The following is a 24,768-nucleotide window of genomic DNA, read 5'->3' as shown; positions in this document are numbered from 1 at the left end:
TTAAAACGGCAGCTTATCAAGTCGCTTTTTTAAAAACCAAGCGTTTTTGTCCGCCGTAACTCAATAGAAAGACTAGACCTTCAGCTAATGGCTTACCAATAAAGGGGGTAACACCAAAATACCGGAAAGCCTCCGTAAGGCCGTAATTAGCAGCCACTAAAACAATCGCCAAACAACTGTACTTAGTTGCGTCCCAGGCGACATGAGCCCCCTGTTTGAATACCCATTGGCGATTCAAAGAAAAGTTGAACACCCCGGATATAATTCGCGCCAGAACAATAGACTCCAACACCTGGCCGGAGAAAAAGTAAGCTGTCGCAAAAATAGAGTAATCAAGGCCGGCAGACAGAATGCCAATACTCGCAAACTTTAAAAACTTTTGGTAAATTTTTATCGAGTCGATTACTGGTCGGTAATGACTTGTTTCATTACCCTCTTCATAAACCGTGGTTATTTCCTGAGAGTTTATGCGATAGCCGCAGCGCTTAGCCGAAAGCAGCATTTCCAACTCAAACTCATAACCTGAACTGTTAAAGTGAACTAACTGTTTAAGGAAACCTAACGGAATTCCACGTAGTCCGGTTTGGGTATCTTTAATATCCTGACCCGTTACCAGCCGAAAAATAACCCGGGTAAATTTATTACCGAGTCTGGAGCGGAAAGGAATGTCTTTTTCATCGAAAGTGCGGCTACCCAGCCATAGTTTATCCGGGTATCCTTTTAGGCAGGTGCAAATAGCGAGAATGTCTTTCGCCAAATGCTGACCGTCTGCGTCAGCAGTTACGGCACCGGAACAGCGTTCATCACTTTGCTTAATAATCCAGTTAAATGCCGTGCGCAACGCCGCGCCTTTTCCCTTATTTTGCTCATGCCTTAGAACATGAACACGATGACGATCAGCCAGTTGCTGAAAAACATCGGAGAGGCGACTACCGTCATCAACAACAATAATACCCAGATAGTGATTCCATTCTGGATCTCCAGTGGTAATGCTATCAATAAGCTCCAGCAAGTGCTGGTCGGGATCCAGCGCCGGAATAACAATATAAGGTTTTTTCATTCCAGCACTGGACCTTTGTTTCTATGTTTTTTTGTCCTGATCTTCTTTAACTTCGTACTCTCCATCAATAACCGAGCCACGGTCTTCCTTATTATTTTCATAATGTTCTTGTTGTTTTTGATGCTGCCGTTGTTGCTCCTGATAATGCTGTTTCGCTTGCTTACGCATACGCCAAACCTGTTTAATAGCATGACGTTGACGCCACATAACCGGAATCATCAGCACAAATAAAACGGCGGCGATAACCATGCCAAAAGCCAATCCAAGGCCTATCAGAACCAATAACAAAAAAAGGCCCAGCAAACGGCTGAGCCAGTTACCGGAGGATGAACCTCCGGCGCGTGAACCCTGGTTGAAACGGACATAAACTTTATCTCGTTTATGAGTCATAACTGCTCCTAAAAAATGACTACAAAGCTAAGACAACATAAGGCACAGACCGTTCCTACAAGGTTATCTTAACGTCTATTTACGCATATCTTCTGTTGCTTTACGTACCGCTTCAAATTCATTGCCCGGTGCCCATTGCGGCCAATCCCGTGAGTTTGCTAACTCATTGCCAATTGAATAAAAAACGGACATGTCCTGCTGTACACCACGTAAATCCCAGTTTTCATCAAACTCATCAGCCGGTTTATGATAAGCGTCGCGATTAAATATAGCACGCTGCTCTTCAGTCCACTCGCGGCCCTTTTCAAAGTGGTCATTGCCACCTTCAGCGTAAAGCATCGGCACGCCTTTCTTCGCTAGGCTAAAATGATCCGAGCGGTAGAATGAACCCACTTCAGGAGTTGGCTCAGGTGCTACATAACGATCTTGGGCCTTTACGTAGCGTTTCAAGTAGTCTTCCATAGAAGAATTGCCATAACCAACCACAACCATGTCTTTCATTGGACCATAAACGTTCATAACGTCCATATTGATACCGCCAACAGCTTTGCCCAGCGGCAGCATTGGATGTGACGCGTACCAGCCAGAACCGAGCAGGCCACTCTCCTCTGCACCGACCGCAGCAAACACAATGGAACGCTCTGGTTGTGGCCCTTTAGCAAACTGCTCAGCCATAGCCATTAATGCGGCCGTGCCGGAGGCATTATCCTGCGCACCATTATAGATAGGATCATCTTCACGCACCGGATCGGTTCCCAGATGGTCGTGGTGAGCCATATAAATAACGTGTTCTTCTGGATATTTAGAGCCTTCAATGTAACCAATAACATTATTGGTATCTAAATATTCAAATTTGTTTTGCACCGTCAGTGACGCTTCAATATTCAGCGGCTGAGGCTTAAACTCACCACTTAACGCCAGCTCCCGCATTTGTTCTAAATTCTTGCCTACAGTAGCAAAAAGCGCATTTGCACTCTCTTCGGTTATCCAACCTTCAATGGCTGAGCGATCCATATTCTTGTTTTCACGCTTTAAGTCAAAACGCACTGGAGAACCGCCAGCAACAACCCCCCAGCCATATCCGGCAGGTCCAGTCTCGTGTATCACAAAAGCGGCTTCAGCGCCCTGTCTGGCGGCTTCCTCAAATTTATAAGTCCAACGACCATAGTAAGTCATTGCATTGCCATTAAATAGCTCAGGATCACCTGTTGCGTAGCCCGGGTCATTTACTAGCATAACAACGGTTTTACCTTCAACATCCAGTCCTTCGTAGTCGTTCCAGTCGTATTCAGGAGCAACAACACCGTATCCGACAAAAACAACGTCACTGTTTTCGACTTTAACTTCGTCAACCACTCGCGGTGTCCACGCCATCATTTCCGTACGGTACTTCATTGACTCTGGTGCTGACTCACCATCAAAGTTTAGAGAACTCACTTTATACGGCATCAATTTGACTAAGGGGACAGGTTGACGATAACTGTCATTTTCCTGGTCATACGGCTTTAAGCCCCACTCGCGGAAATTATTTTCAATAAAGCTAACCGTTTTTTCACCACCAGCTGATGCAGGTGCGCGCCCTTCAAACTCGTCAGAAGATAACGTTTTAAGATAATCCCGGTAATTGGGGTTAAAAGCTGAATCCTTTATATCGGCAACGGCTTTATCTGTTTCTTTGTTTGATTCGTTTGCCGGCCCGCAAGCAGCTAAGACACTTAAGCTCAGTGCTCCCAATATGACGTACTTCATGGTTTCTCCTTTTATATTACTTTTCATTATTACTCTTTACCGTATTTTTGCTCACAGCTCTCGCCCTCAGCTTTTCTTAATTGATCGCCCATGCGAATATCGTGCTCCGCAAAAAATCCGCCATTGACCTCAAGTACGCTCCAGTAATTTTTCCCCGGAGAATAGCTTCTGCATTGCGTTGGATCATCGCTGCCGCAAGGTCGCATCGTGAACGTTTTCACAATACGGCCTTGTCGATCAAGGTAAGCAATATCTAATGGAATTAATGTCTGGTACATCCAGAAACCACTGTAGCCGGGCCGCTCATTTCCATAACGGAACCACATTCCATTGTACTCACCCAGTGACTCACGCTGCATTAAACCCCGCGCTTGTTGCTGCTGATTATCCGCTAGCTCGACTGTCAAAGGTTGTTCAAGTTCGCCCAGACAGACTTCGGTTTTATCAAATTCTTGTGGTTCAGGAACATTCCATTGCTGCGCCAGACTGCAAAAAGGTAAGGCGCTGATTAATATAAAAAGCACTCGATAGTTCATTTGCTTGACCCTGTCATAATCAGTAACTCTGATTTTGTCCTATCCAGTGGGAGATCGCAATTCAAACCTCAACTTGAGCACGACAGTTCAGAGACCTGCTCCTCAGCCGTTGGCGGCTTCGCCCAGGGGCTTTCGCGTAAACGTTCAGAAAAGGGGTTCATTAAAGCCTGCACATAGTCATGTAATAACGAGTCGTCACCGGCTTCTGCAGCATCGATAACCCGCTGCGCGTGGTGTGTTCTGACAATAACCCAGGGGTTAACTTGCTTCATCACGTCAATATCGCTCTTTCCGTTTACCACGTTATTGTATTCCTGCCACCAGCTGTCACCGCTTCGTGCCAACAACCCTTTCGGCTCTTTCGCTTCAAGCGAGTCAATTAAGTCACGGAACGCCAATTGATAATCGGCCTGGTTCACTTCCAGCAGACTTAACCAGCCGCCAACTAACTGCATTCTCTCTTTGGCCGGTACTGACGACATCCCCAGACGCTTTGTCATTCGGTTTAAGTAAGCTTTTCGAAGTTCGGGTTCGTAAGTGTCCAGTGCCGCCCGCAGTTTATCCGCCTCAATTAAAGGGCTAACTGCCTGAGCCAGTCGCTGTAAATTCCAGAGTCCGACTCCCGGTTGTTGCAAAAGACCGTAACGCCCGCCTGCATCAGTATGGTTAAAAATCTTTTCGGGCTGGTAATCATCCAGAAAGGCGTAGGGGCCAAAGTCGAAGGTTTCACCCACTAGACTCATATTGTCAGTATTCATTACACCATGAATAAAACCATAAGCCTGCCACGCAGCAATCATCTCAGCGGTACTTTTAACCACCTGCGAAAATTGTTCCTCGATATCCGCATCCGCTAAGTGTGGCCAGGTCACTTCTATGGTGTCCTTCCAGAGGTTGTGCATGGTGTCTTCCAGCCCACGGTGAAGGCAGTGTTCAAAATGACCAAAGCGGACATGCGTAGTCGCTGTGCGAGCCAGCATCGCACCAGGTTCAACCCGCTCCCGTTGTATCTTCCCTTGTGTCGAAATTAATGCCAAAGCGCGCGTTGTCGGAATATTTAGCGCGTGCAGCGCTTCGCTTGCCAGCAACTCCCGTATAGAAGAGCGCAACACCGCCCTGCCATCGGCACCCCGGCTGTATGGAGTCGGTCCGGCGCCTTTTATATGGATATCCGTTATTTTATCTCCCACTACGGCCTGACCCAGCAGCAGGCCGCGACCATCGCCTAAATAAGGGTTAAAATGTCCGAACTGATGCCCTGCGTACTTTTGCGCAACCGGGTCACTTCCCGGGCAGTGCTCGAGCCCTCCCAGCCACTGAGACAATTCAGCCGGCGGCGTTTCTCCATTGGTTAATTCAGCCCATAAAGGGCTATTTAACCAACGTAAACTGACCTCGCCGTCGGGCTTTATTGACTGGCGAGTTGTAATTTCCGGGAACTTACGGGCAAAGCGGTTATCAAAAACTATTGGCATACATCCTCCTGCTAAATAGATTGTTACACAGTCAGCGAGGCTTGCATAACTCATAATAAATCAGCTAAGGTCGCAACGTTTGGCCATTGGCAGCAAAGGAAGCCACATGCAACTTCATTCTTTACGGCGTATCACCGCAATTGGCGGTGGCCACGGTCTCGGTCGGGTACTGTCGACGCTGTCGTTTATGAAACATAAGTTAGTCGGTATTGTAGCAACCACAGATAACGGCGGCGCAACCGGTTTGTTACGTGAGTCACAACATTGCATTGCCTGGGGTGATATCCGCAACTGCCTGTCCCAACTTGTTGAACAACCGCTAGCGGCCGAAGTACTGAATTATCGTTTTGATTGCACATCGTCACTGCATGGTCATAACTTCGGCAACTTGCTGCTTTATACGCTGGACCAGCTCAGTGCCCGCCCGTTAGATGGTATACAGCTCTTAAGTCGTTTGCTGAACGTCGATAATCGCATACTTCCTATGTCGGAATGCCCGACCGATCTCATTGCGACAACCAACGATGGCATTCAGTGTCATGGTGAAATACGCATTGATAAACTGCCGGTTATGCCACGCAAGCTCTCCTTATCCGGCAGCGTTACTGCAACCCCCGAAGCAATACGCCATATTCGAAGCAGTCAGTTAATCCTGCTGGGGCCGGGAAGTTTCATGACCTCGGTTATGCCACCGTTACTCGTTAGTGGTATTCGCGATGCCTTACGGACAACTCAGGCCAAAGTGGTGTTTATTGATAATCTGGTGGATGAAAACGGCCCTGCCGGCAAACTCAGCCTGGCTGAAAAAGTCGGCTTTATCGAGAAGCAATTGGGTAAGCAGGTTATCGACTTAGTTTTAAGCAACAAGCAAGAAAAAGACCTAAAATTACCGGTTATTGGCGGTTTGCAGAGTGATGAAGATGTCTACTACCGCCATAATACAAGCAATTTACTGGCTAAACTGGAAGAAGCCGCGAAACAACTCCTGGTGGAGAGTGCTTAGCCGCCGTCAGCTGAAATACGCGAAGCCACGGCGCTGTGCTGATCCCGATATTTAGCGTCTTCACGCTTGTTGTAAGGCCTAGCACAAGGGCCACTGAGCTTCTCAAAACTAATAGCACCTATCTTCATACCCGCTCGTAATGCCAAAGGTAACTTACCGCTATTAAAGAACTCCAGAACAATTTGTCCTGACCAGCCCGGGTCAATCCGGTGAGCCGTTACATGTACCATCAATCCTAAACGCGCTAATGACGAGCGACCGTCTAACCAACCCACCATATCGGCCGGCAAGGTAATAGACTCATGTGTTACTGCTAAAGCAAATTCGCCAGGGTGAATAAAAAAGGCCTGGTCATCTTTAAGCACAATTTCATCACTCATAACTTCTTGAATTGCCGCTTCAATAGCTTCGCGCGAGCCGCTAATATCTATAAAAGGTGCCGCATGATCCTGCAGCACACGAAAATCGTTGCCTAAATGAATATCTAGTGTAACGCCTGAGATATTATTGGCTTGGGGTGCAGGTTCGACACCTATAATTCCATCTTTCAAATGCTGTTCTATTTCAGTGTCGTTTAGGCGCATGGTTCATCGTTCTCCGTGTTGTCATTTAAGACCTTAAGCCCAGTACTATAACGAATTTTCTTGCTGATAATAGAGGTTTGCTGCAACTTGTTGCGCTGAATTTAAAATTAGCTGACTTAACGGGTGTTCCGGCTGTGCTAACAATAGTGGTGTATCGCCATCCAGACTCTCGCGCAGCTCACTGTTCAAAGGCCACTGCCCCAATAACGGTAAGTTGTGTTCAGTTGCCATAACCGCCCCCCCGTTTTTGCCAAAAACCGCATCTTCATGCCCACACGACGGACATTGGTAAAAACTCATGTTTTCCAGTATGCCTATGAGCGGAATATTCAGCTTTTCAAACATAGCCACGCCTTTCTCCGCGTCTTTAAGTGCAACGGTTTGAGGTGTGGTTACTACCACCGCGCCAGTTACCGGTAATTTTTGTGCCATGGTCAGCTGAATATCGCCAGTACCCGGCGGCATATCCACAATAAGATAATCAAGCGCTGGCCAGGCTGTGTCTTTGTATAGCTGCTGCAGAGCACCACTTGCCATAGGGCCGCGCCAAATAGTCGCATCGTTGTCCTCAACCAGGTACCCCAGCGAATGTACATGCAATCCGTGACGCTCTAAAGGCATCATTTTATTGTTCTTGGTCAGCTCCATCTCTGAGCCACCACCGCCAAGCATGGTCGGAATTGATGGCCCGTAAATATCGGCATCCAGCAAACCGACCTTAGCGCCTAGCTGCGATAAAGCTAGTGCCAGATTCACACTCACAGAGGATTTCCCCACTCCGCCTTTGCCTGAGGAGACAACAATGACATTACCCGTGGTAAGCGGTAATTCCGGCTGTGAGTTCTTCAATTTTTTGATCTGACAATTAAGCTGCCAGTCAAACTCGCCCAGTTCAGAATCCTCTTGTATGGCTTTCAGCAAGGACTCGCCAGCAACAAAAGGCAAATTCAATACCCGTTGCTTACCGGAGCCAGTTACCCAGTTATCGGGTATGCCATTAGGCAATAAGGGGTGAGTAAAATCTTTCATCATCAACCTCGGGGATCTGTGTATCAGCCAAGAGCTATGCTAACATGAGCGGCATAAAACTTTAGGGTTTACATTCGATTAATCAACAAAACGGAAGCAGATTTTCGCATGAGCCAATCCGCACGTAAAATACTGGTTACTAACGCACTGCCTTACGCAAACGGCCCTATCCATATCGGTCACATGTTGGGCTATATTCAGGCCGATATCTGGGTACGCTTTCAGAAGCTGCGCGGTAACGAATGCCACTTCGTCTGTGCTGACGATGCGCATGGCACACCGATTATGCTGAAAGCCCAGCAGCTTGGTATAACGCCTGAACAGATGATTGGCGACATGCAACGCTCGCATGAATCCGATTTTAGTGACTTTTTAGTCGGTTTTGACCACTACTACAGCACGCACAGTGACGAAAACCGTGAGTTGGCTGAGACTATCTACACGCGTCTTGATAAAGCCGGACATATTAAAACCAAAGTCATTGAACAGCTGTATGACCCGCAAAAAGAGATGTTCCTGCCCGATCGCTTCGTTAAAGGCGAGTGTCCGGATTGCGGCGCAGAAGACCAGTACGGCGACAACTGCGATGTTTGTGGTGCAACATACGCACCAACCGACCTGAAAAACCCCAAGTCGGTGGTTTCTGGCGCAGAACCCGAACTGCGTGAGTCTGAACATTACTTTTTCGACCTGCCGGCATTTGGTGACATGCTAAAAAGCTGGACGCGCTCTGGCTCATTGCAAAATGAAATGGCGAACAAGCTCAACGAATGGTTTGAACAAGGCTTGCAACGGTGGGACATTTCCCGCGACGCGCCCTACTTTGGCTTTAAAATTCCCGGCACCGAAAATAAATACTTCTACGTATGGCTGGATGCGCCTATAGGCTACATGAGCAGTTTTAAAAACTATTGCTCAACCACAGGCAAAGCAGACTGGGACACTTATTGGCAAGCTGACAGCGAAGCCGAGCTTTATCACTTTATTGGCAAGGACATTATCTACTTCCACAGCTTATTCTGGCCTGCCATGTTAAAAGGTGCCGATTTCCGTCAACCAACCAATGTCTGGGCACATGGTTTTATTACGGTTAACGGGACTAAAATGTCCAAATCGAAAGGGACATTCATTAAGGCTCGTACCTACCTTGAGCATCTTGACCCGGAATATCTGCGTTATTACTTTGCAGCCAAACTGACAAGCCGTATTGACGATTTAGACCTGAATCTGACCGACTTCGCACAACGGGTCAATTCAGACCTTGTTGGCAAGGTGATTAATATTGCCAGCCGCTGCGCCGGTTTTATTCAGAAAAAGTTCGATGGAAAACTTTCAGCTAACGTAGCTGACTCAGCACTGTTAGAAGACTTTCAGATGGCCGGTGACAACATCGCTGAGCTTTATGAAAAACGAGAGTTCTCACGTGCCATGCGCGACATTATGGCGTTGGCTGATCGTGCGAACCAGTACATTGCTGATAAAGAACCCTGGCAGTTAATTAAGCAGGAAGGCAGCGAGCAGGAAGTTCATGAAATTTGCTCGTTGGGTATCAATCTATTCCGAGTGTTAATGGTTTATTTAGCGCCAGTTGTACCAAAACTGACCGAAGAAGTGCAGAGCTTCTTAAACGACAACTTCACCTGGGACAGCCACAAAACGGCTTTAACAGACCACCCGATAGATAAATTCAAAGCGCTCATGCAGCGCGTTGAAATGGATGACGTAAACGCCATGATTGACGCATCAAAAGAAGAGCAAGCTTCACAAGCTCCGGCTGTGGAAACCAATGACGAATTGAAGAAAGAACCCATTGCCGATGAAATCAGTTTTGACGATTTTGCTAAAGTTGATTTACGCGTTGCCCGCATAGCAAATGCTGAGCACGTCGAAGGTGCTGATAAGTTATTGAAACTGACATTGGATCTTGGCGGTGAAACTCGTCAAGTATTTGCCGGCATTAAATCAGCTTATGATCCGGAAGCATTGAAAGGTCAATTAACCGTTATGGTTGCGAACTTGGCACCTCGAAAAATGCGCTTTGGTTTATCTGAAGGTATGGTGCTTGCAGCAGGCCCGGGTAAAGATGAAATCTACATTCTGAACCCGCACGATGGCGCCAAACCCGGTATGAGAATAATGTAATCAATCGGGCAACTAGTCCATTGATATAATACGACACCCCAGAATAAAGTCGCCGCTGTTGTCTTCCAGTCTCTGACTGCGAACAACTTCAGCGGTAACTTTCAACGGGGCTATGGAACCAGACGAGCCAATTTCCGCAAATAAGCTATCGCCAATTTCTGCGTTTTCAGGTAATTGCAAAGATAAACCAACCGCACTTAAATCCAGACAAATCCCCTGTAACTGCTGCTCTCCCTTTTCATTTTTAAGAGTAACCTTTACATCCGCATTGACTGCCATTCGCATGAAATTTCGATTTTCCGGGGATTCCAGCATGTTGTCCTCTTATTTGTATATTAAGTGTAAATCTTACTTAAGTTTTAGCACGCCTTAGCCGATAAAAAAACATTATCGGATAACATGGAACCGTCATCATGGTAGAAGCGAAGTTTTCAATTGGTCAACTTATCACACACAGCCTTTACGGTTACCGTGGCGTGATTATTGATGCTGACCCGTGCTTCACGCTATCTGACAGCTGGTACAATAAAATGGCAACCTCTAAACCGGCCAAAGATCAGCCGTGGTACCATATTTTAGTTAACAACTCGTCAATTCAAACTTATGTTAGTGAAAGCAGCTTAGAAGCCGACTTTTCAGAGCAGGCAATTCAACACCCAATGGTTGACCTTTTGTTTTCGGGAAAATCCGCCAGTCAATATAAGCTGTCCGAAAACCTCAACTGAATTTGCCGATGCCCAATGCTATAGTTACCATAGACTAAAATAGCGTAATAAGGGTAAGACAATGGCAGAAGAAACAATTTTCACAAAAATTATTAACCGTGATATCCCTGCGGACATTATCTACGAAGATGACAAAGCGCTTGCGTTTAAAGATATAAATCCACAAGCCCCGTTCCACTGTTTGATCATTCCCAAACAACCTATTGCGACAGCAAACGACATTAATGAAGACAACGCCGGTTTGGTTGGCCACTTGTATGTGGTTGCAGCTAAATTAGCAGCGGAACACAATTTTTCACAAGACGGTTACCGGTTAGTCATGAACTGTAATGAGTATGGTGGCCAGACGGTGTATCACATTCATCTACACATGCTGGCTGGAAAACAAATGGGCTGGCCACCTTATACTGATAAGAAAAAAGAAGCGTAAAGCAATTAAGGGCGATACCGAGTATCAAGAATTTTATCAACGACCCAGGCATCGTCCCTTTTAATCAGTACCACATCACGGCTGTCCTTCGCTCTCTCACCGTTGTGATAGCCGTCAAAAATGACCGTTACTCGTAAATCTTCCGAATTATTTAAGTAATCGGTAAAAGAGTTGGTTTCCACTTCAATTTCAACGGTTTCAAAATAGCGGCCAAGAACGTACCTCTGAACCGCACTAACCGCACCATAATGATCAATTAAGTCAGCCATACGCTCTGAAGACAGCTGTTTCGCCTGCTCTAAGTCTCCGTCTTTATAAATTGAGTCATAAAAACCCTGGATAACTTCTTCCGGCTGGGCTTGTGCATAATTTATCGGTTCGTCGTCTCCACACGCAGATAACGTCACTATAGTGAAAGCCACTACCAATAAGTTTATAATTTTCATCACCTGCTATTCTCCTTTTGCCACACCTTCGCGACGTGGGTCAGCACCGCCAATAAGAGTGCCGTCTGAATCAATGCTAACTCCGTGTAAGCCACTGTTTAAATCAATAACTTTAACGTCATGTCCGCGCTTCTCTAAATCTGCTTTGAGTTCACTTATGTCCCGACCTTTTTCCAGCGAGGTATAATCATTACGGTTAGTTACGTGACCAAGATTGATAGCTTGCTGGACGTTTAGGTTCCAGTCCAGCATGCCAACTAATGTCTGGCTGACATAATTAATAATTCGGCTGCCGCCGGGGGAACCTAACGCGTGCAAAACTTGTTCTCCCTTCTCGTCCAGTACAATAATGGGATCCATTGAACTACGGGGGCGTTTACCCGCCTCAACTCTGTTCGCATACTTTTCTTTGCCATCGCCCGGCGCCAGAGAAAAGTCCGTTAATTGGTTGTTTAACAAGAAACCGCCGGCCATGACTGTTGAGCCGAAACCCATTTCAATACTGGTGGTCATAGACAATACATTACCTTCGGCGTCGACTATTGAAACATGGCTGGTATTTGGCAGTTCATAAGCAATATCCTGCTCATACTCGGGCTGTAACTGAACTCCCGGTTTTGCCTTGCCCATGTCATTTTCGGTAATTTTATCTGCCCGGCTCGACAAGTAAGTTTTGTCCAGCATGGCTTCAACTGGCATCTCTACAAAATCAGGATCCGCAATCCATTGGTTCCTGTCGGCATAAGCCATGCGTGACGCCTGAGTAAACAAATGAACGAATTGTTCTGAATTAGGTTCAAGCTCACCTAACTCAAAGTTTTCCAGCACGCCTAGTGTTTGCAGTGTTGTAATCCCCCCAGAACTTGGAGGTCCCATGCCACAGACCTGATATTGTCTATATGCGCTGCATACTGGTTCGCGCAGTTTGGCTTTGTATTGGCTTAAATCTTTAAGACTTAATGCGCCTGGCTCGATAGGGCTGTTTTGTACCGCATCCACAATCTTTGCTGCCAGTTCCCCCTGATAAAATGCATCAGCCCCCTGCTCAGCAATAAGACTTAAGCTCTTTGCATAGTCAGGGTTCTTGAGAATGGACCCCGCTTTCAATGGCTCTCCGTTAGGGAAAAAGTAGTCGCTGGCTTCAGGCATTTTTTTCACACCAGGGTTAATCTCCATCTCAACCAGCTTGGCCAGTCGCGGAGATACTTCAAAACCCTCTTTTGAAAGCTCAATAGTTTGACTAAAAAGTGACGACCAATCCGCTTTGCCCCAACGTTTATGAGCTAATTCCAGGCCGCGAATGACTCCCGGTGTCCCGACTGAACGGCCACCGACGACGGCGTCAATCCACTTAGGCGCATTACCTTCTTCATCCAGAAACAAAGACTCAGTAGCGTCCATAGGAGCAGTCTCACGCGCATCTATGCTGTACAGCTTGTTCTCTTCGTTATCCCAATACAGAATAAACGCACCGCCCCCCGGCCCCGATGACTGAGGTTCAACCAGCCCGAGCATAGCCTGTACAGCAATAGCGGCATCAACTGCAGAACCACCACGCTTTAAAACCTGATAGCCAGCGTCAACCGCGTGCGGGTTCGCTGCAGCCACCATAAAGTTATCGGCAGTTACCGCACTCTTCTCAACAAAGCCAGTTGCGGCTTCCGGTTCACGCGTTTCTTGTTCGGATGCAGGCGTACAGGCAGTTAATACGCTTGCAGCAATTATTGTCGGTAGCCAGAACTTCATAAGGCCTCATTCATATTGGGAGGAATTTCCCCTATCATACGAATCAGAAACCAATGACGCAACGAAAAGGAAAACGAATGGAGAGGTTTAATCAATACTGGGCAGGGCTTGCCCTTGTTCTGATTTTATCCATTTTTTTACAACTGATGCCTCAGTGGCACTCGTTACTGACTTTTAACTCAGAAACAGTTATGGCTGAAGGCTGGCCATTGATTAGCGCCCACTTTATTCATTTAGACTGGTGGCATGCGTTGTTTAACTTCATTGGGCTGGCGCTCATTGTTCTCATTTGGCGTGAATACTGGAGCACTCGGTGGCTAATAAACGCTCTGCTGATAAGCGGTGTTGCAACCTCTCTAATGCTCTGGATTATGCCGGTTAATTTAAGCTTTGTCGGTTTATCTGGTGTGTTACACGGACTGCTTGCTTATTGCTTAATTAAGGACATTCGTGCGGGTAAAAAATGGATGTTGCTTATTCTAATTGCACTTGTGGCAAAGGTCGTTGCCGAGTTACTTGGCTGGCAGCCGGATCACTTTGTTGGCGAGCATGTCAGCTACATTCACGCGGCAGGTTTAGTGAGCTCATTATTGCTTTATAAATTAGAACGGCGCCGCATTAGTGACGCCGTTCCCTTCGATAAGTAAAGTTCGCTTTACTTCAGGTTTTCTTCAAACAACTTAAAAATCCGACGGTATTCGTTCAGCCAACTTTCAGGCTGACGGAAACCGTGCGGTTCCACCGGATAAATTGCCGTTTCCCAGTCTTCTTTCTTCAGCTCAATTAAACGCTGCACAAGGCGAACACTGTCCTGAAAGAACACATTGTCATCAACCATCGGAGAGTTGATAAGCAGCGCATCTTCTAACCCCTCAGCAAAGTAGATAGGGGAACTGCGACGATACGCAATAGCATCGTCCTGCGGCAAATTCAGAATGTTTGAGGTATAACTGGTGTTATAATGTGCCCAGTCAGTCACCGGACGCAAAGCAGAACCAGCCTCAAATAAACCTGGCTCTTTAAACAAGGCCATAAAAGTCAAAAAGCCACCATAAGAACCGCCATAGGTTCCTAACTTGTCGCCATCAACGTTCAAGTCACTTTCTAAGTAAGTAGCAACGTCGATCAGGTCTTCAACTTCCGGCGTTCCCATTTGACGATAAATAGCGGTACGCCAGTCGCGTCCGTAACCTTTTGAACCGCGGTAGTCGAGGTCTGCAACCACATAGCCATTTTTATTCAGTAAGCTGTGGAACATAAACTCGCGGAAATAGCCTGACCAGCCCATGTGCGCGTTTTGCAAATAGCCGGCACCGTGAATGAACACAACCGCAGGATATTCTTCGGTTCTGTTTTCATCAAAACCTTCAGGCTTATAGATGCGGGTATAAATAGGCTCATCAACATGAGAAGACTCAACCCCGACCAGTTCCGGCGCCGTCCAGTCAATACTCAGGAACTTCTCCGAAACCGTATGTGTCAGGCGCTTCGCTGTTTGAGATGAGCCTACAGCTTTATGATAAAGCTCAGGTGGCATTAACGGTGTTGAATGAGTCAGCAACAGCTCGTCACTTTCAGGGCTGAGCTCAAATGCGGTCATACCATCAAGGTCAGTCAAAGCTTCCGGTTCGCCGCTACCATGGGTTTTCACCCGGTACACTTCGTAAATACCAGGATGTTCAATGTTCGCCTGAAAATACAGATAGTCTCCGCTACGATTTAAGTCGGCAGACTCGACAACATAATGACCTTTAGTTAACTGGCGCGTACTGCCATCAATGCTCGTCGCATACAACTGTGAATAACCATCAGCCTCGGACATGAACCACAACTCACTGCTGTTTAACCAACCAAACTCGTTGTGAGTGTAATTGATCCATGCATCGTCGTGTAAGCGGTCTTGAGAAATCAGTTTTTTACCGGCAGTATCAACAGTAGCAAGCCAGCGATCTTTGTTATCCCAGGCTTCCAGCATCACCGCAACTTCAGTTCCTTCAGCGTTCCACTGAATAGCACCGTTATCCCAACCCCAGTCGGACATCAGAGTTATTGGGCGCGGCTTCTCTTCAGAGGTGTAGCTTTCGCCTTCTGCCTCAAGATTTTCGCGCTTCACTTCTGCCAAAACATCTTCATTCCAGCCTGGTAACGTGTTGTAGGTTAGCGTCGACTGGCTGCCGTCGCTTAAATTGAGTAAAACCAATTGGTGTTCAACAGGCTTGGCATCAGCAACACGGCGACGCACGTTCTCACTTTTTACGTGGCCGTCTTCACTGATGTAGTTTGGCATAATATCGGCTTCATCACGCCAGCTTTGCGGCTCAGTAATAGCCACCAGCAAAAAGTCGCCTTTTGGTGACAAACTGGCCGACACCAACTCTTTATTTTCAGGTAAGTAGAAAGGCTTAGGCGCTAAGGTTGAGTTTTGCGCATGTAAATTGGAACGCTGAGCAAAACGTTCTTCCGATGCCTTACGCTCTTTTTGCACAAACTGAATTAACTCTTGTTCTTCACGAGCAAGGTAATCCTTCGGTTCTTCGTTTGCCTTAGGTTTTTCTTTAAAAGCTAATGAAGCAACCTGGCGGCTTAACCCCGAGTTCACATCAATAACAAAAAAGTTATTATCTTGTTGGTAGCTCAACTGCCCATTGGTCATAGGCTGCAGATTATGCTGGCGAGCATCGTCACGGGTTAATTGACGGAGACTGCCGTCATTAAAACGAACAAAAATATTGCCTTCAAAGGTATAAGCTAAAAAGCTGTCATCCGCTGCATGCACTTTTTCATCGGCAACGTACTGATGCAGGTTTTCTATAGCCACTTTCTGTGGTTCACCGGCACCATTTTCCAGCATCATTAAGTCACGAATGTCGCTGCCTTCGCGCTTTTGATAAAAAAGAATGTCCTCACCATCCATACTCCAGAAAGCCTGCTCCGGGAAACGTCCCATCCAGTCCGGATCAGCCATAATTTGTTCCATGGTGAGAGCGGCGGTTCCCTGCGCACTGGCAAGAGAGTTAGCTTGTAAGGTCGGTGTGTTTTTCTGCGTGTCAGCAGTATTCGTATTCTGAGGAGAGGTTGATGCGCAAGAGGCGACAAACAATGCCGCCCCAATGGCCATCACCAGACGTGACTTCACCATATTATTATTTTCCTTTTTGGGATCCCTGGATTACTGTGCATCCGCTTGATTTTCAGGCCGAGCCTGTTGCACTGCGTCAAGCGCCTGCAAACGTTCATGCACCGCCATTAAAGTTGGATATGCCGTTAAATCCAAATTAAAGCGTTGTGCATTGTATACCTGAGGTATCAAACAGATATCAGCCAATGTTACCGAATTACCATAGCAATAATCACCTGCATACTCGGTAAGCCGCTGTTCAAATGCGGTAAAACTTCGTTCTACCCAGTTAGCTATCCAGGCTGAGCGTTGTTCGTCACTGCAATTCAGCTCACCGGTTAAGTACTGTAGCACTCGTAAATTTGTAACAGGTTGCAGTTCGCAGGCTAAATCATAAGCCAAGGCTCTGACTCTGGCTTTGTCAGCTGGAGCGGAGGGCAATAAAGGTTTCTTTGGATAACACTCTTCCAGATACTCAATAATGGCTAAGGACTGATTTAATCTAACGTCGCCATCTAAAAAAGTAGGAACCAAACGCGCAGGATTAAGCTTTCGATAAGCCTCACTGTGCTGTTGTCCGCCGTCTTTTACTAAATGCACCGGTTCGTACTCGTACGCCAGCCCTTTGAGGTTTAACGCAATACGAACCCGGTAACTGGCGCTTGAGCGCCAGTAGCCGTAAAGTTTCATCACTTTTCAGGACCTTCGTATTGAACAACTTTTTGGTTAATGGTGCCGAATATTGACTGGCCACCATCATCTTTCATTTCCATTTTGATGGTGTCACCAAATTGCATAAACTGCGTCGCCGGCTTGCCATCACGAATGGTTTCAATCATACGCACTTCGGCAATACAGCTGTAGCCAACACCACCTTCTTCAATAGAGGTTCCGTGGTCAGTTCCCTGTTTATTGGAAACTGTACCCGAGCCAATAATAGCACCAGCCCCTAAATGACGAGTCTTCGCTGCATGAGCAACCAACTGGCCAAAGTCAAAGGTCATATCTTCACCGGCATTAGGTTTACCAAAAGCTTTACCGTTGTACTCTGACAATAGTGGTAAATGCACCTTGTTGGCTTTCCACGCGTCGCCCAGTTCATCTGGTGTTACCGCGACCGGCGAAAAAGCTGACGATGGTTTACTCTGGAAAAAGCCAAAACCTTTTCCCAGCTCTCCCGGAATAAGCCCGCGCAACGAAACGTCATTAACCAGCATCAATAATTTAATGTGCTGCCCGGCGGTTTTCGCGTCAACACCCATTGGCACATCGTCAGTAATAATGGCAATTTCGCCTTCAAAGTCGATGCCCCATTCAGTGCTGCCCATTTCAATATCGTCGTAAGGCGCTAAGAAATCATCAGAACCGCCCTGGTACATTAAAGGATCTTCCCAGAAGCTCGGTGGCATCTCGGCACCACGTGCACGCCGAACTAATTCAACGTGGTTTACATAGGCACTGCCATCAGCCCACTGATACGCACGAGGTAGAGGCGACTCACATAAAGCTTCATCGAACTGGATACTGCCATCCACGTCGCTGTCGTTAAGCTGCTGATAGATTTTTTCGAGCTTAGGTGCAATGCCGTCCCAGTTGTCGAGCAACTCTTGCATGCAAGACGCAATAGCAGGAACCGCTACTGCTGCATTTAAATTCCTGCTGACGACCATTAACTGACCGTCACGAGTACCATTTCTGTATGTGGCGAGTTTCATAAGTTGTTATTTCTCCTGCCAACTGTAGACGTAGTCCGGGTTTTCAACCGCTAAAGCCTCATCACTTGCTTGCAAGGCATCGCGGGTATCAAGCATAACCGCAACTTCGTCTGTGAATTTCTTTTTATGCTCACGCCCGGCTTTAAACGCTTTCGGGTGTGGGCCATGAGTAAATCCTGCCGGATGGAAGGTTACCATACCGCGGTCGATATTATCACGACTGAAAAAGTCACCTTCGTGATAGAACAGCACTTCGTCGTAATCATCATTATTGTGGTAGAAAGGCACCTTCAATGCGCCCGGATCTGACTCGATAGGACGCGGAACAAAAGTGCAGACCACAAAACGATCAGCAACAAAAGTTGTATGCGCTGAAGGCGGCAAATGATAACGATGGCTCATTAACGGCCGGATATCACGCCAATTCAGACGAACCGGAGCTAACTCACCGTGCCAGCCTATCGCATCCAGCGGGTTATAAGGGTAAGTGATAACCGACACCTGCTGATGACGTTTTACATACACCTGCCACTGTTCTTCGCTGTATTGCGCCTGAAACGCCTCATCGATATCCGGTGTATCCAGCACTGCCGGATCGAAAATAGCATGATTACCCACCAGACCTTTTTCCGGCAAGCTATAAGAGCCATTTGTTGCTTCAATCATCAACAACTGCATGGTTTCATCAGGCTCAAGACGCCAGTTAGTAGAGCGGGGAATTAAAAAGTAGTCCCCTTTCACCAGGTGAATATGCCCGTAATCACAATGCAGATGACCACTGCCTTCATGAACAAAGAGCAAGTCATCGCCGTCGGCATTACGCACTAAATAATCCATTTTGCTATGGCAATGCCACAAGCGAAAACGGCAGTTATTATTGTGCAATAAGTCAGGCGTTAACCAGGGGTTTTCCGGAGCTATGGCTTCTAGCTTGTTAAAATCGAAAGCCCGTGGGCGCAGAGGCCCACGCCACTCCGACCAACCGGTCGGAGCATGCTGATGGTGAAAATGCGTGGCCGGACCGAAAAAGCCACTACGACCAGCTTCACGTTCATAAATGGCTTGCTCCGGAAAATCAGCGTGGGCCTGTCGAGATGACTTGCCCACCTGTTTCGGAAAGCTGATCCATTTACGCATCGCTTAACACTCCCCGGCGGATCTGATCTTCTTCAATGCTTTCGAATAGCGCTTTGAAGTTACCTTCGCCGAAACCTTCGTTGCCTTTACGCTGAATGATTTCAAAGAACACCGGACCAATTACGGTTTGAGTAAAGATTTGCAGTAAAATGCCATCTTTCATTGGCGCACCGTCGATTAGAATACGCTGTTCACGTAGTGCGTCTAAATCTTCCTGATGCCCTTCAACGCGGTCATTCACTTTCTCGTAGTAAGTTTCCGGCGTATCCATGAAGTCCATACCAATAGAACGCAGGTCTTTTACGGTTTTGTAGATATTGTCACTGGTTAAAGCAATGTGCTGAATACCCTCGCCTTTGTACTCTTTTAAGTACTCTTCAATTTGCGATTTGTCATCGTGAGATTCGTTAATTGGAATACGGATCTTACCGCAAGGCGCTGTCATAGCGCGGCTTAACAAGCCTGTCAGTTTGCCTTCAATGTCGAAGTAACGAATTTCACGGAAGTTACCAATGCGCTCATAGAAGCCAGCCCAAGTATCCATGTTGCCACGGAATACGTTGTGCGTCAGATGGTCTATTTCAAACAGACCAGCGGCGTGCTCGCTCATTTTCGCTTCCCAGTTTTCATAGAAGTCGAAATGCTGCTTATAAATTTCATGGTTTTCGTAGTTGTCGACAAAATACAACGCACTTTCGCCAATACCAAAAACTGCCGGAACACCTTCAACAACGCCTTTATCAGCAGGAAAAGCTTTGGCACCGTTATCAAGTGAGTGCTTCAATGCATGAGCCGAATCTTCGACACGCCAAGCCATACCACAAACACTTGGACCATGGTCTTTCGCAAACTCTTCAGCCTGCCCGCCCGGTTCAGCGTTAATAATGAAATTAATGTCGTTCTGCTTGTACAACCAGGCCTGCTTGCTCTTGTGCTTAGCCACTTCAGTGAAACCCAGTTTATCGAACAAGTCTTTTAACGCATCAATGCCTTTCTGATCCGGAGCGGTATACTCAACGAACTCAAAACCGTCTGTATTTAACGGATTAATCATTTTATCTGTCATGGTTACTTCCTCTTATTATTCGGTTGTTAACACCATGACTGTAGCGGTAGTTGTGGGGAAAAGGCGAATAAGAGGAGAAGATAGCAAATTGCTGAAGTTAAGGTTAAAACGTAAAGTTTAATGTACAGGCTGAACACTTGCTCTGGATCAAGGTACAGCCTGTTTAACTTGTAAAGCTTTTGTTACAAGACTACTTTTTTGTCTGTTCTGCTTTACGGGCACGACCACTGCGTTGCTTACCAATGCCATAATCGCGTAATTTATTGGCCACTGCGGTATGGGAAAGCCCTAAACGTTTTGCCAGTTGCCTTGTACTGGGGAAGCTCGGATACAAACGGCGTAGTACGTGGCTTTCAAAACGACGAACCGCATCGTCCAGGCTCATATCGTCGATATCCAGTGCTAGCTGGTCATCTTCCTGATTCAACTCAGGCAAACGGATATCCGCGGGCTCCAGCGTATAACCTTCTATCATTGAAACCGAACGAAACATGGTGTTTTCCAGCTGGCGCACATTACCCGGCCACTGGTAACGCTTGAGCCGCTCTTTCGCCGCCCGGCTTAAACTTACCTGACTGCGCCCGAGCTTTTTACAGGCCTGAGTCACAAAATGCTCTGCCAACAATAAAATATCGCTTTTGCGTTCACGCAGTGGCGGGACATTCAGTGCCAAAACGTTAAGCCGATAATACAAGTCTTCGCGAAATTCGCCGTTTTCAACGAGTTCGTATAGGTTACCCTGAGCAGTGCAAATAACTCGCACGTCTACGCTCACTTCCTGCTCTTCGCCAATGCGGCGAAACACACCGTCTTCTAAAAAGCGTAGTAATTTTGCCTGCAGGCCAATAGACATTTCACTGACTGAGTCCAGTAATACTGTGCCCCCGGCAGATTGTTCCAGGACTCCGGTTTTACGAGTGCTCTGGCTGCTTATACTGCCTTCACCATGACCAAAAAGTTCGCTCTCAGCAACATTGTCTGGTAATGCCGCACAATTTATGGCTAAAAAGGGTTTATCCTGACGCTGGCTGGCTAAATGACAGGCTTTTGCCAACAGCTCTTTACCGACACCCGTTTCACCTTCAATTAACAGCGGCGCGTCAAGCTCTGCCATACGCTGCGCATCTTTAATAACGCGTTTCATAGTGCTGTTATCGGTCAGCAGGCGCTCAAAGGCTTTTTCATTGTCCTGACTCTGCCAGGTTGCTGTTACGGGCTCTGACTTACAAGTCATTACCGCGCCGGCAAACGCCGTACTGCCTTCTTCGTCGTTAACCCAGATAGGCAATAATTGAGCGTAGTACTCTGAATTGCCTATGGTCACGGCCTCGTAAATAGGGTCACGGGGCTTTTTATCCAGCCAGCGTTGTAGCGAGATGCCATGCACATACTGCATAAGCGGCTCACCTTTAAGGCTGTCTTCCTGACCCGCTAATAAACGTAAGCCGGCGTCATTGATAATGTCGATATGACCTTTGCTATCAATGGAAAGAACCGGATCCGGCAAGGTACTTAACAGCAAACTAAATTCATAATGCTCGCGTTCAAACGGCATGTAAGGAATGGTTTTTACGTCAATAATATTGGGAATGCGACGAATCTGAGGCATCAAATGCCGAAAATCATCGAAGGCTAATTCAGGAAAATTTAGGAAGATTTTTCCTTTAGGATCGACTTCAATGCCACGTAAATCAATTTCGTGGTCTCGCAAAATTTGCAGAACATCCTGACAGATACCCAGACGGTCATCACAAGTTATCTCAAGTCGCATAAACCCTACTGCATTGAACTAAATGTAAAGCAAATAATACACTATTGTTCCCGCTTAAAAAACAAAAACCCCGGCCAATAGACCGGGGTTCCATGCAGTTCATCGACAAAGCTGGCTAAGCGTCAACTACACTGTCGGTTTTTGCCGCCATAATAAAGTCATTTTTATGCAAACCGTTAATAGCGTGGGTCCACCAGGTAACCGTTACTTTGCCCCATTCAGTCACCAGCTCAGGGTGATGTTTTTCTTCCTCGGCAAGGTCACCTACTCGGTTAGTAAAAGCCAGCGCCTGCTTAAAGTTTTTAAACTTAAATTCGCGCTGCAACATCATAACGTTGTCGTTTGTCACCGGCGTCCAGTCAGGTATCTCACGCATCAGCTCTTTCAGCTCTTCATCGCTGACTTGTGGCGCGTCTGCATGACACGCTTCGCAACGTGCATTTTCCAAGTTTGACATTTTTTAATACTCCTTTGCCTTAAGCTGCATCTTTTGGTGGAAATTTTGGTTCAAACAACCCTAGCTCCATAGCTTCATGAACCAGCGACATGATATCCATATCGGATATCTTAAACAGCTCGTCCACACTCTCTATGGTGTAGTAGATAGGTTGAATAATATCAATTCGGTACGGTGTACGTAGCGCATCTAACGCTTTCAGTGGTTTGCGCTCTGGCGTATCGCTGTTAACGGCGTATTCCGTTTCAGCCGGAGACGATAAAATACCGCCACCATAAATTCGGATACCCTCTTCGGTTTTCAATAACCCGAACTCTACAGTAAACCAGTACAGGCGAGCCAGATAGACCCGTTCTTTGGGTGTGGCTGCATAACCCAATTTACCGTATTGGTGAGTAAAATGCGCAAACGCCGGGTTGGTTAATAGCGGGCAGTGTCCGAATATTTCGTGAAAAATATCAGGTTCCTGCAAGTAATCAAACTCTTCCCGTGTGCGAATAAAGGTTGCTACCGGAAACTGCTTGTTTGCCAGTAGGCGAAAAAACTCGTCAAATGGAATTAACGCTGGAACTGCTGCAACTTGCCAGCCTGTCTCTCTCTCCAGCACATTATTAATTTCATGCATTTGTGGCAAGCGATCCTTCGGCAAGTCGAGTAACTCCAGTCCCTTCATATACTCATCGCAAGCTTTACCCGGTATGCATTCCAACTGACGTTCGACCAAATCCTTCCAGACCTGATTTTCTTCGTCACTCCACTGAATAATACCGTTTTCATCCGGTTGCCTTGATACGTATTGACTTTGTTTACCCATAATTCAGCCTTGTTGCTTCCTCATTAATGTTTGATCGTTTTTGTTATTATTAGTTCATCTTTCGCAGAATTACGCGGACTTCTGCCACTGCACACGGCAGGCCTCCAGCGCCTGTTCAAGATCCGCAATAATATCGTCTGCTGCTTCTAAGCCTACCGCAATTCGGATCAATGTATCCGAAATCCCCGCCTTAAGACGAGCCTCCGGCGTATACGGGGAATGCGTCATTGACGCCGGGTGCTGAATGAGAGTTTCAGCATCGCCCAGACTCACTGCCAGAGCTATCATCCGCAATTGATTCAGAAAGTAACGTGCTTTCGCTTCATCGCCTTCCAGTTCAAAAGCTATAACTGCTCCGTTACGGCTCATCTGTTTACCCATTAAAGCTTGTGCCTCGTGGTCAGGAGCTCCGGGGTAGTAAATCTTTTTTATATCCTGCCGCGCGGCCAGAAAACCGTAAACCGCATCGGCGTTTTCACAGTGGCGCTGCATGCGCACATCCAGGGTTTTCAGACCACGCAGTATAAGCCAGGCGTCATGTGGACTGATGGTGGCGCCCATATCCTTTAAGGTTGTACTTTTAATGGTGTTAATATCGTCGTCACTGCCACAAATAATGCCGGCGACCACGTCACCATGACCATTGAGGAACTTAGTTGCACTGTGCACAACAATATCGGCACCATGTCGTTTGGGCTGCTGCATCAGTGGCGTCATAAAGGTATTATCCACCACCAGACGAATATCTGAGTCAGCAATTACCGCATGAACTTTTTCGATATCAACCACTTTCAGGTGCGGGTTAGCCGGGGTTTCCAGAAAAACTAAGCGGGTATTCTCACGCAGGGTTTCTTTCAACAGGCCTTCGTTGTTTAAATCAATAAAGTCGGCTTCGACGCCGAAGCGCTCAAACAACTCACTGAACAATGCAAAACTGCAACCGTAAATGGCATCTGATACCACAATATGATCACCGCTGCGCACAAAAGCCATAGTAGCAGCCGCAATAGCACCCATCCCGGTCGCTGCCGCAGCAGCAGCTTCATAACCTTCAAGCGACGCCATCCGGCGCTCCAGTTCTGCTGTTGTCGGGTTACCTAAACGGCTGTAAATATAGCCGTCTTCCTCGCCGGCAAAGCGGCGAGTGCCCTGCTCCGCAGAAGAAAACCGAAAAGTCGAGGTCTGATAAAGTGGCGCGGTTAACGCGCCATGAGGGTCATCATGCGCGGCTCCGGCATGAATTACCTGAGTCGCTGGCTGCCATTTATTATTATGTGGTTTTAAATCAGAAGACATGCGTTTTGGCTCGTTTGTCAGAAATTTGTTAACGAGCAACAGAGTGCAACGAGCTTACCTTAGTTGGCAATCTTTGCGC

General features: G+C 46.9%; 24 protein-coding genes. 5 read left to right on the top strand and 19 right to left on the bottom strand.

All coding sequences use genetic code 11. The features are described from left to right. Window positions 1-16 precede the first annotated feature (16 nt). The 5 genes from DET62_RS12250 to DET62_RS12230 all read right to left on the bottom strand — a co-directional run bounded on the left by DET62_RS12250 (window position 17) and on the right by DET62_RS12230 (window position 5,210). Window positions 17-1,060: a bifunctional glycosyltransferase family 2/GtrA family protein gene (locus tag DET62_RS12250; RefSeq protein ID WP_110014017.1), complete on the bottom strand. Its 1,044-nt coding sequence runs from the start codon at window positions 1,058-1,060 to the stop codon at window positions 17-19. Window positions 1,061-1,081: 21 nt separating this feature from the next. Next, window positions 1,082-1,450 (bottom strand): hypothetical protein, encoded by a 369-nt coding sequence (locus tag DET62_RS12245; RefSeq protein WP_110014018.1) that lies wholly within the window; start codon window positions 1,448-1,450, stop codon window positions 1,082-1,084. A 75-nt stretch (window positions 1,451-1,525) separates the two neighbouring features. Further along, on the bottom strand, window positions 1,526-3,226 hold the full coding sequence (locus DET62_RS12240; protein ID WP_243735008.1) for a M28 family metallopeptidase: 1,701 nt from the start codon (window positions 3,224-3,226) through the stop codon (window positions 1,526-1,528). 2 nt (window positions 3,227-3,228) lie between these two features. After that, window positions 3,229-3,735, bottom strand: a complete 507-nt coding sequence (locus DET62_RS12235) for a DUF192 domain-containing protein (RefSeq protein ID WP_011233958.1) — start codon at window positions 3,733-3,735, stop codon at window positions 3,229-3,231. A 68-nt stretch (window positions 3,736-3,803) separates the two neighbouring features. Next, window positions 3,804-5,210 (bottom strand): protein adenylyltransferase SelO family protein, encoded by a 1,407-nt coding sequence (locus DET62_RS12230; RefSeq protein ID WP_110014019.1) that lies wholly within the window; start codon window positions 5,208-5,210, stop codon window positions 3,804-3,806. Window positions 5,211-5,316: 106 nt separating this feature from the next. Between DET62_RS12230 and yvcK the strand changes: the two genes are divergently transcribed. Continuing rightward, the gene (yvcK, locus tag DET62_RS12225; RefSeq protein WP_110014020.1) at window positions 5,317-6,213 is read left to right on the top strand and encodes a uridine diphosphate-N-acetylglucosamine-binding protein YvcK; all 897 of its coding nucleotides are present in this window, start codon (window positions 5,317-5,319) and stop codon (window positions 6,211-6,213) included. Here yvcK and dcd read toward each other — a convergent pair. Both dcd and apbC read right to left on the bottom strand, forming a co-directional pair. Beyond that, window positions 6,210-6,797 (bottom strand): dCTP deaminase, encoded by a 588-nt coding sequence (gene dcd, locus DET62_RS12220; protein WP_011233961.1) that lies wholly within the window; start codon window positions 6,795-6,797, stop codon window positions 6,210-6,212. The genes yvcK and dcd overlap by 4 nt on opposite strands. 45 nt (window positions 6,798-6,842) lie before the next feature. Then, complete coding sequence (apbC, locus tag DET62_RS12215) at window positions 6,843-7,829, bottom strand: iron-sulfur cluster carrier protein ApbC (protein ID WP_235598927.1); 987 nt, start codon at window positions 7,827-7,829, stop codon at window positions 6,843-6,845. Between the two features lie 105 nt (window positions 7,830-7,934). On the opposite strand from apbC, the gene metG reads away from it, so the two are divergent. Beyond that, window positions 7,935-9,968, top strand: a complete 2,034-nt coding sequence (gene metG, locus DET62_RS12210; protein WP_110014021.1) for a methionine--tRNA ligase — start codon at window positions 7,935-7,937, stop codon at window positions 9,966-9,968. A gap of 12 nt (window positions 9,969-9,980) precedes the next feature. On the opposite strand, the gene DET62_RS12205 is transcribed toward metG, so the two are convergent. Then, complete coding sequence (locus tag DET62_RS12205; protein WP_011233964.1) at window positions 9,981-10,283, bottom strand: PilZ domain-containing protein; 303 nt, start codon at window positions 10,281-10,283, stop codon at window positions 9,981-9,983. A gap of 98 nt (window positions 10,284-10,381) precedes the next feature. Here DET62_RS12205 and hspQ point away from each other — a divergent pair, with 98 nt between their 5' ends. Then, window positions 10,382-10,693: a heat shock protein HspQ gene (gene hspQ / locus DET62_RS12200; RefSeq protein WP_011233965.1), complete on the top strand. Its 312-nt coding sequence runs from the start codon at window positions 10,382-10,384 to the stop codon at window positions 10,691-10,693. Between the two features lie 61 nt (window positions 10,694-10,754). Then, on the top strand, window positions 10,755-11,123 hold the full coding sequence (locus DET62_RS12195) for a histidine triad nucleotide-binding protein (RefSeq protein ID WP_011233966.1): 369 nt from the start codon (window positions 10,755-10,757) through the stop codon (window positions 11,121-11,123). Between the two features lie 5 nt (window positions 11,124-11,128). Here the strand turns inward: DET62_RS12195 and DET62_RS12190 are convergent, their stop codons facing one another. Both DET62_RS12190 and ggt read right to left on the bottom strand, forming a co-directional pair. Next, window positions 11,129-11,569, bottom strand: a complete 441-nt coding sequence (locus DET62_RS12190) for a hypothetical protein (protein ID WP_011233967.1) — start codon at window positions 11,567-11,569, stop codon at window positions 11,129-11,131. 6 nt (window positions 11,570-11,575) lie between these two features. Then, the gene (ggt, locus tag DET62_RS12185) at window positions 11,576-13,315 is read right to left on the bottom strand and encodes a gamma-glutamyltransferase (protein ID WP_110014022.1); all 1,740 of its coding nucleotides are present in this window, start codon (window positions 13,313-13,315) and stop codon (window positions 11,576-11,578) included. A gap of 77 nt (window positions 13,316-13,392) precedes the next feature. Here ggt and rrtA point away from each other — a divergent pair, with 77 nt between their 5' ends. Further along, entirely contained in the window at window positions 13,393-13,962 is a 570-nt protein-coding gene (gene rrtA / locus DET62_RS12180) for a rhombosortase (RefSeq protein ID WP_110014023.1), read from the top strand. Between the two features lie 8 nt (window positions 13,963-13,970). On the opposite strand, the gene DET62_RS12175 is transcribed toward rrtA, so the two are convergent. From DET62_RS12175 to DET62_RS12135, 9 genes are all read right to left on the bottom strand, one after another. Next, complete coding sequence (locus DET62_RS12175; protein ID WP_110014024.1) at window positions 13,971-16,454, bottom strand: prolyl oligopeptidase family serine peptidase; 2,484 nt, start codon at window positions 16,452-16,454, stop codon at window positions 13,971-13,973. Between the two features lie 30 nt (window positions 16,455-16,484). Further along, a complete protein-coding gene (gene maiA, locus DET62_RS12170) occupies window positions 16,485-17,123 on the bottom strand; it encodes a maleylacetoacetate isomerase (RefSeq protein ID WP_110014025.1) in 639 nt (212 codons plus the stop codon). After that, the gene (locus DET62_RS12165) at window positions 17,123-18,148 is read right to left on the bottom strand and encodes a fumarylacetoacetate hydrolase family protein (RefSeq protein ID WP_011233972.1); all 1,026 of its coding nucleotides are present in this window, start codon (window positions 18,146-18,148) and stop codon (window positions 17,123-17,125) included. Before DET62_RS12165 ends, maiA begins: the two co-directional genes overlap by 1 nt. A gap of 6 nt (window positions 18,149-18,154) precedes the next feature. Further along, entirely contained in the window at window positions 18,155-19,285 is a 1,131-nt protein-coding gene (locus DET62_RS12160) for a homogentisate 1,2-dioxygenase (protein ID WP_011233973.1), read from the bottom strand. After that, a complete protein-coding gene (gene hppD / locus DET62_RS12155) occupies window positions 19,278-20,351 on the bottom strand; it encodes a 4-hydroxyphenylpyruvate dioxygenase (protein WP_110014026.1) in 1,074 nt (357 codons plus the stop codon). Before hppD ends, DET62_RS12160 begins: the two co-directional genes overlap by 8 nt. Before the next feature lie 190 nt (window positions 20,352-20,541). Further along, window positions 20,542-22,122: a transcriptional regulator TyrR gene (gene tyrR / locus DET62_RS12150; protein ID WP_110014027.1), complete on the bottom strand. Its 1,581-nt coding sequence runs from the start codon at window positions 22,120-22,122 to the stop codon at window positions 20,542-20,544. A 115-nt stretch (window positions 22,123-22,237) separates the two neighbouring features. Further along, window positions 22,238-22,579: a 4a-hydroxytetrahydrobiopterin dehydratase gene (locus tag DET62_RS12145; protein WP_011233976.1), complete on the bottom strand. Its 342-nt coding sequence runs from the start codon at window positions 22,577-22,579 to the stop codon at window positions 22,238-22,240. A 19-nt stretch (window positions 22,580-22,598) separates the two neighbouring features. After that, window positions 22,599-23,393, bottom strand: coding sequence for a phenylalanine 4-monooxygenase (gene phhA, locus DET62_RS12140; RefSeq protein WP_011233977.1), 795 nt, complete (start codon window positions 23,391-23,393; stop codon window positions 22,599-22,601). Window positions 23,394-23,462: 69 nt separating this feature from the next. Then, a complete protein-coding gene (locus tag DET62_RS12135; RefSeq protein WP_110014028.1) occupies window positions 23,463-24,689 on the bottom strand; it encodes an aminotransferase class V-fold PLP-dependent enzyme in 1,227 nt (408 codons plus the stop codon). Window positions 24,690-24,768 lie beyond the last annotated feature (79 nt).

It is taken from the genome of Idiomarina sp. H2, assembly GCF_004364275.1.
GTDB lineage: Bacteria > Pseudomonadota > Gammaproteobacteria > Enterobacterales > Alteromonadaceae > Idiomarina > Idiomarina loihiensis.
This window is presented reverse-complemented; position numbering and strand designations above follow the sequence as displayed.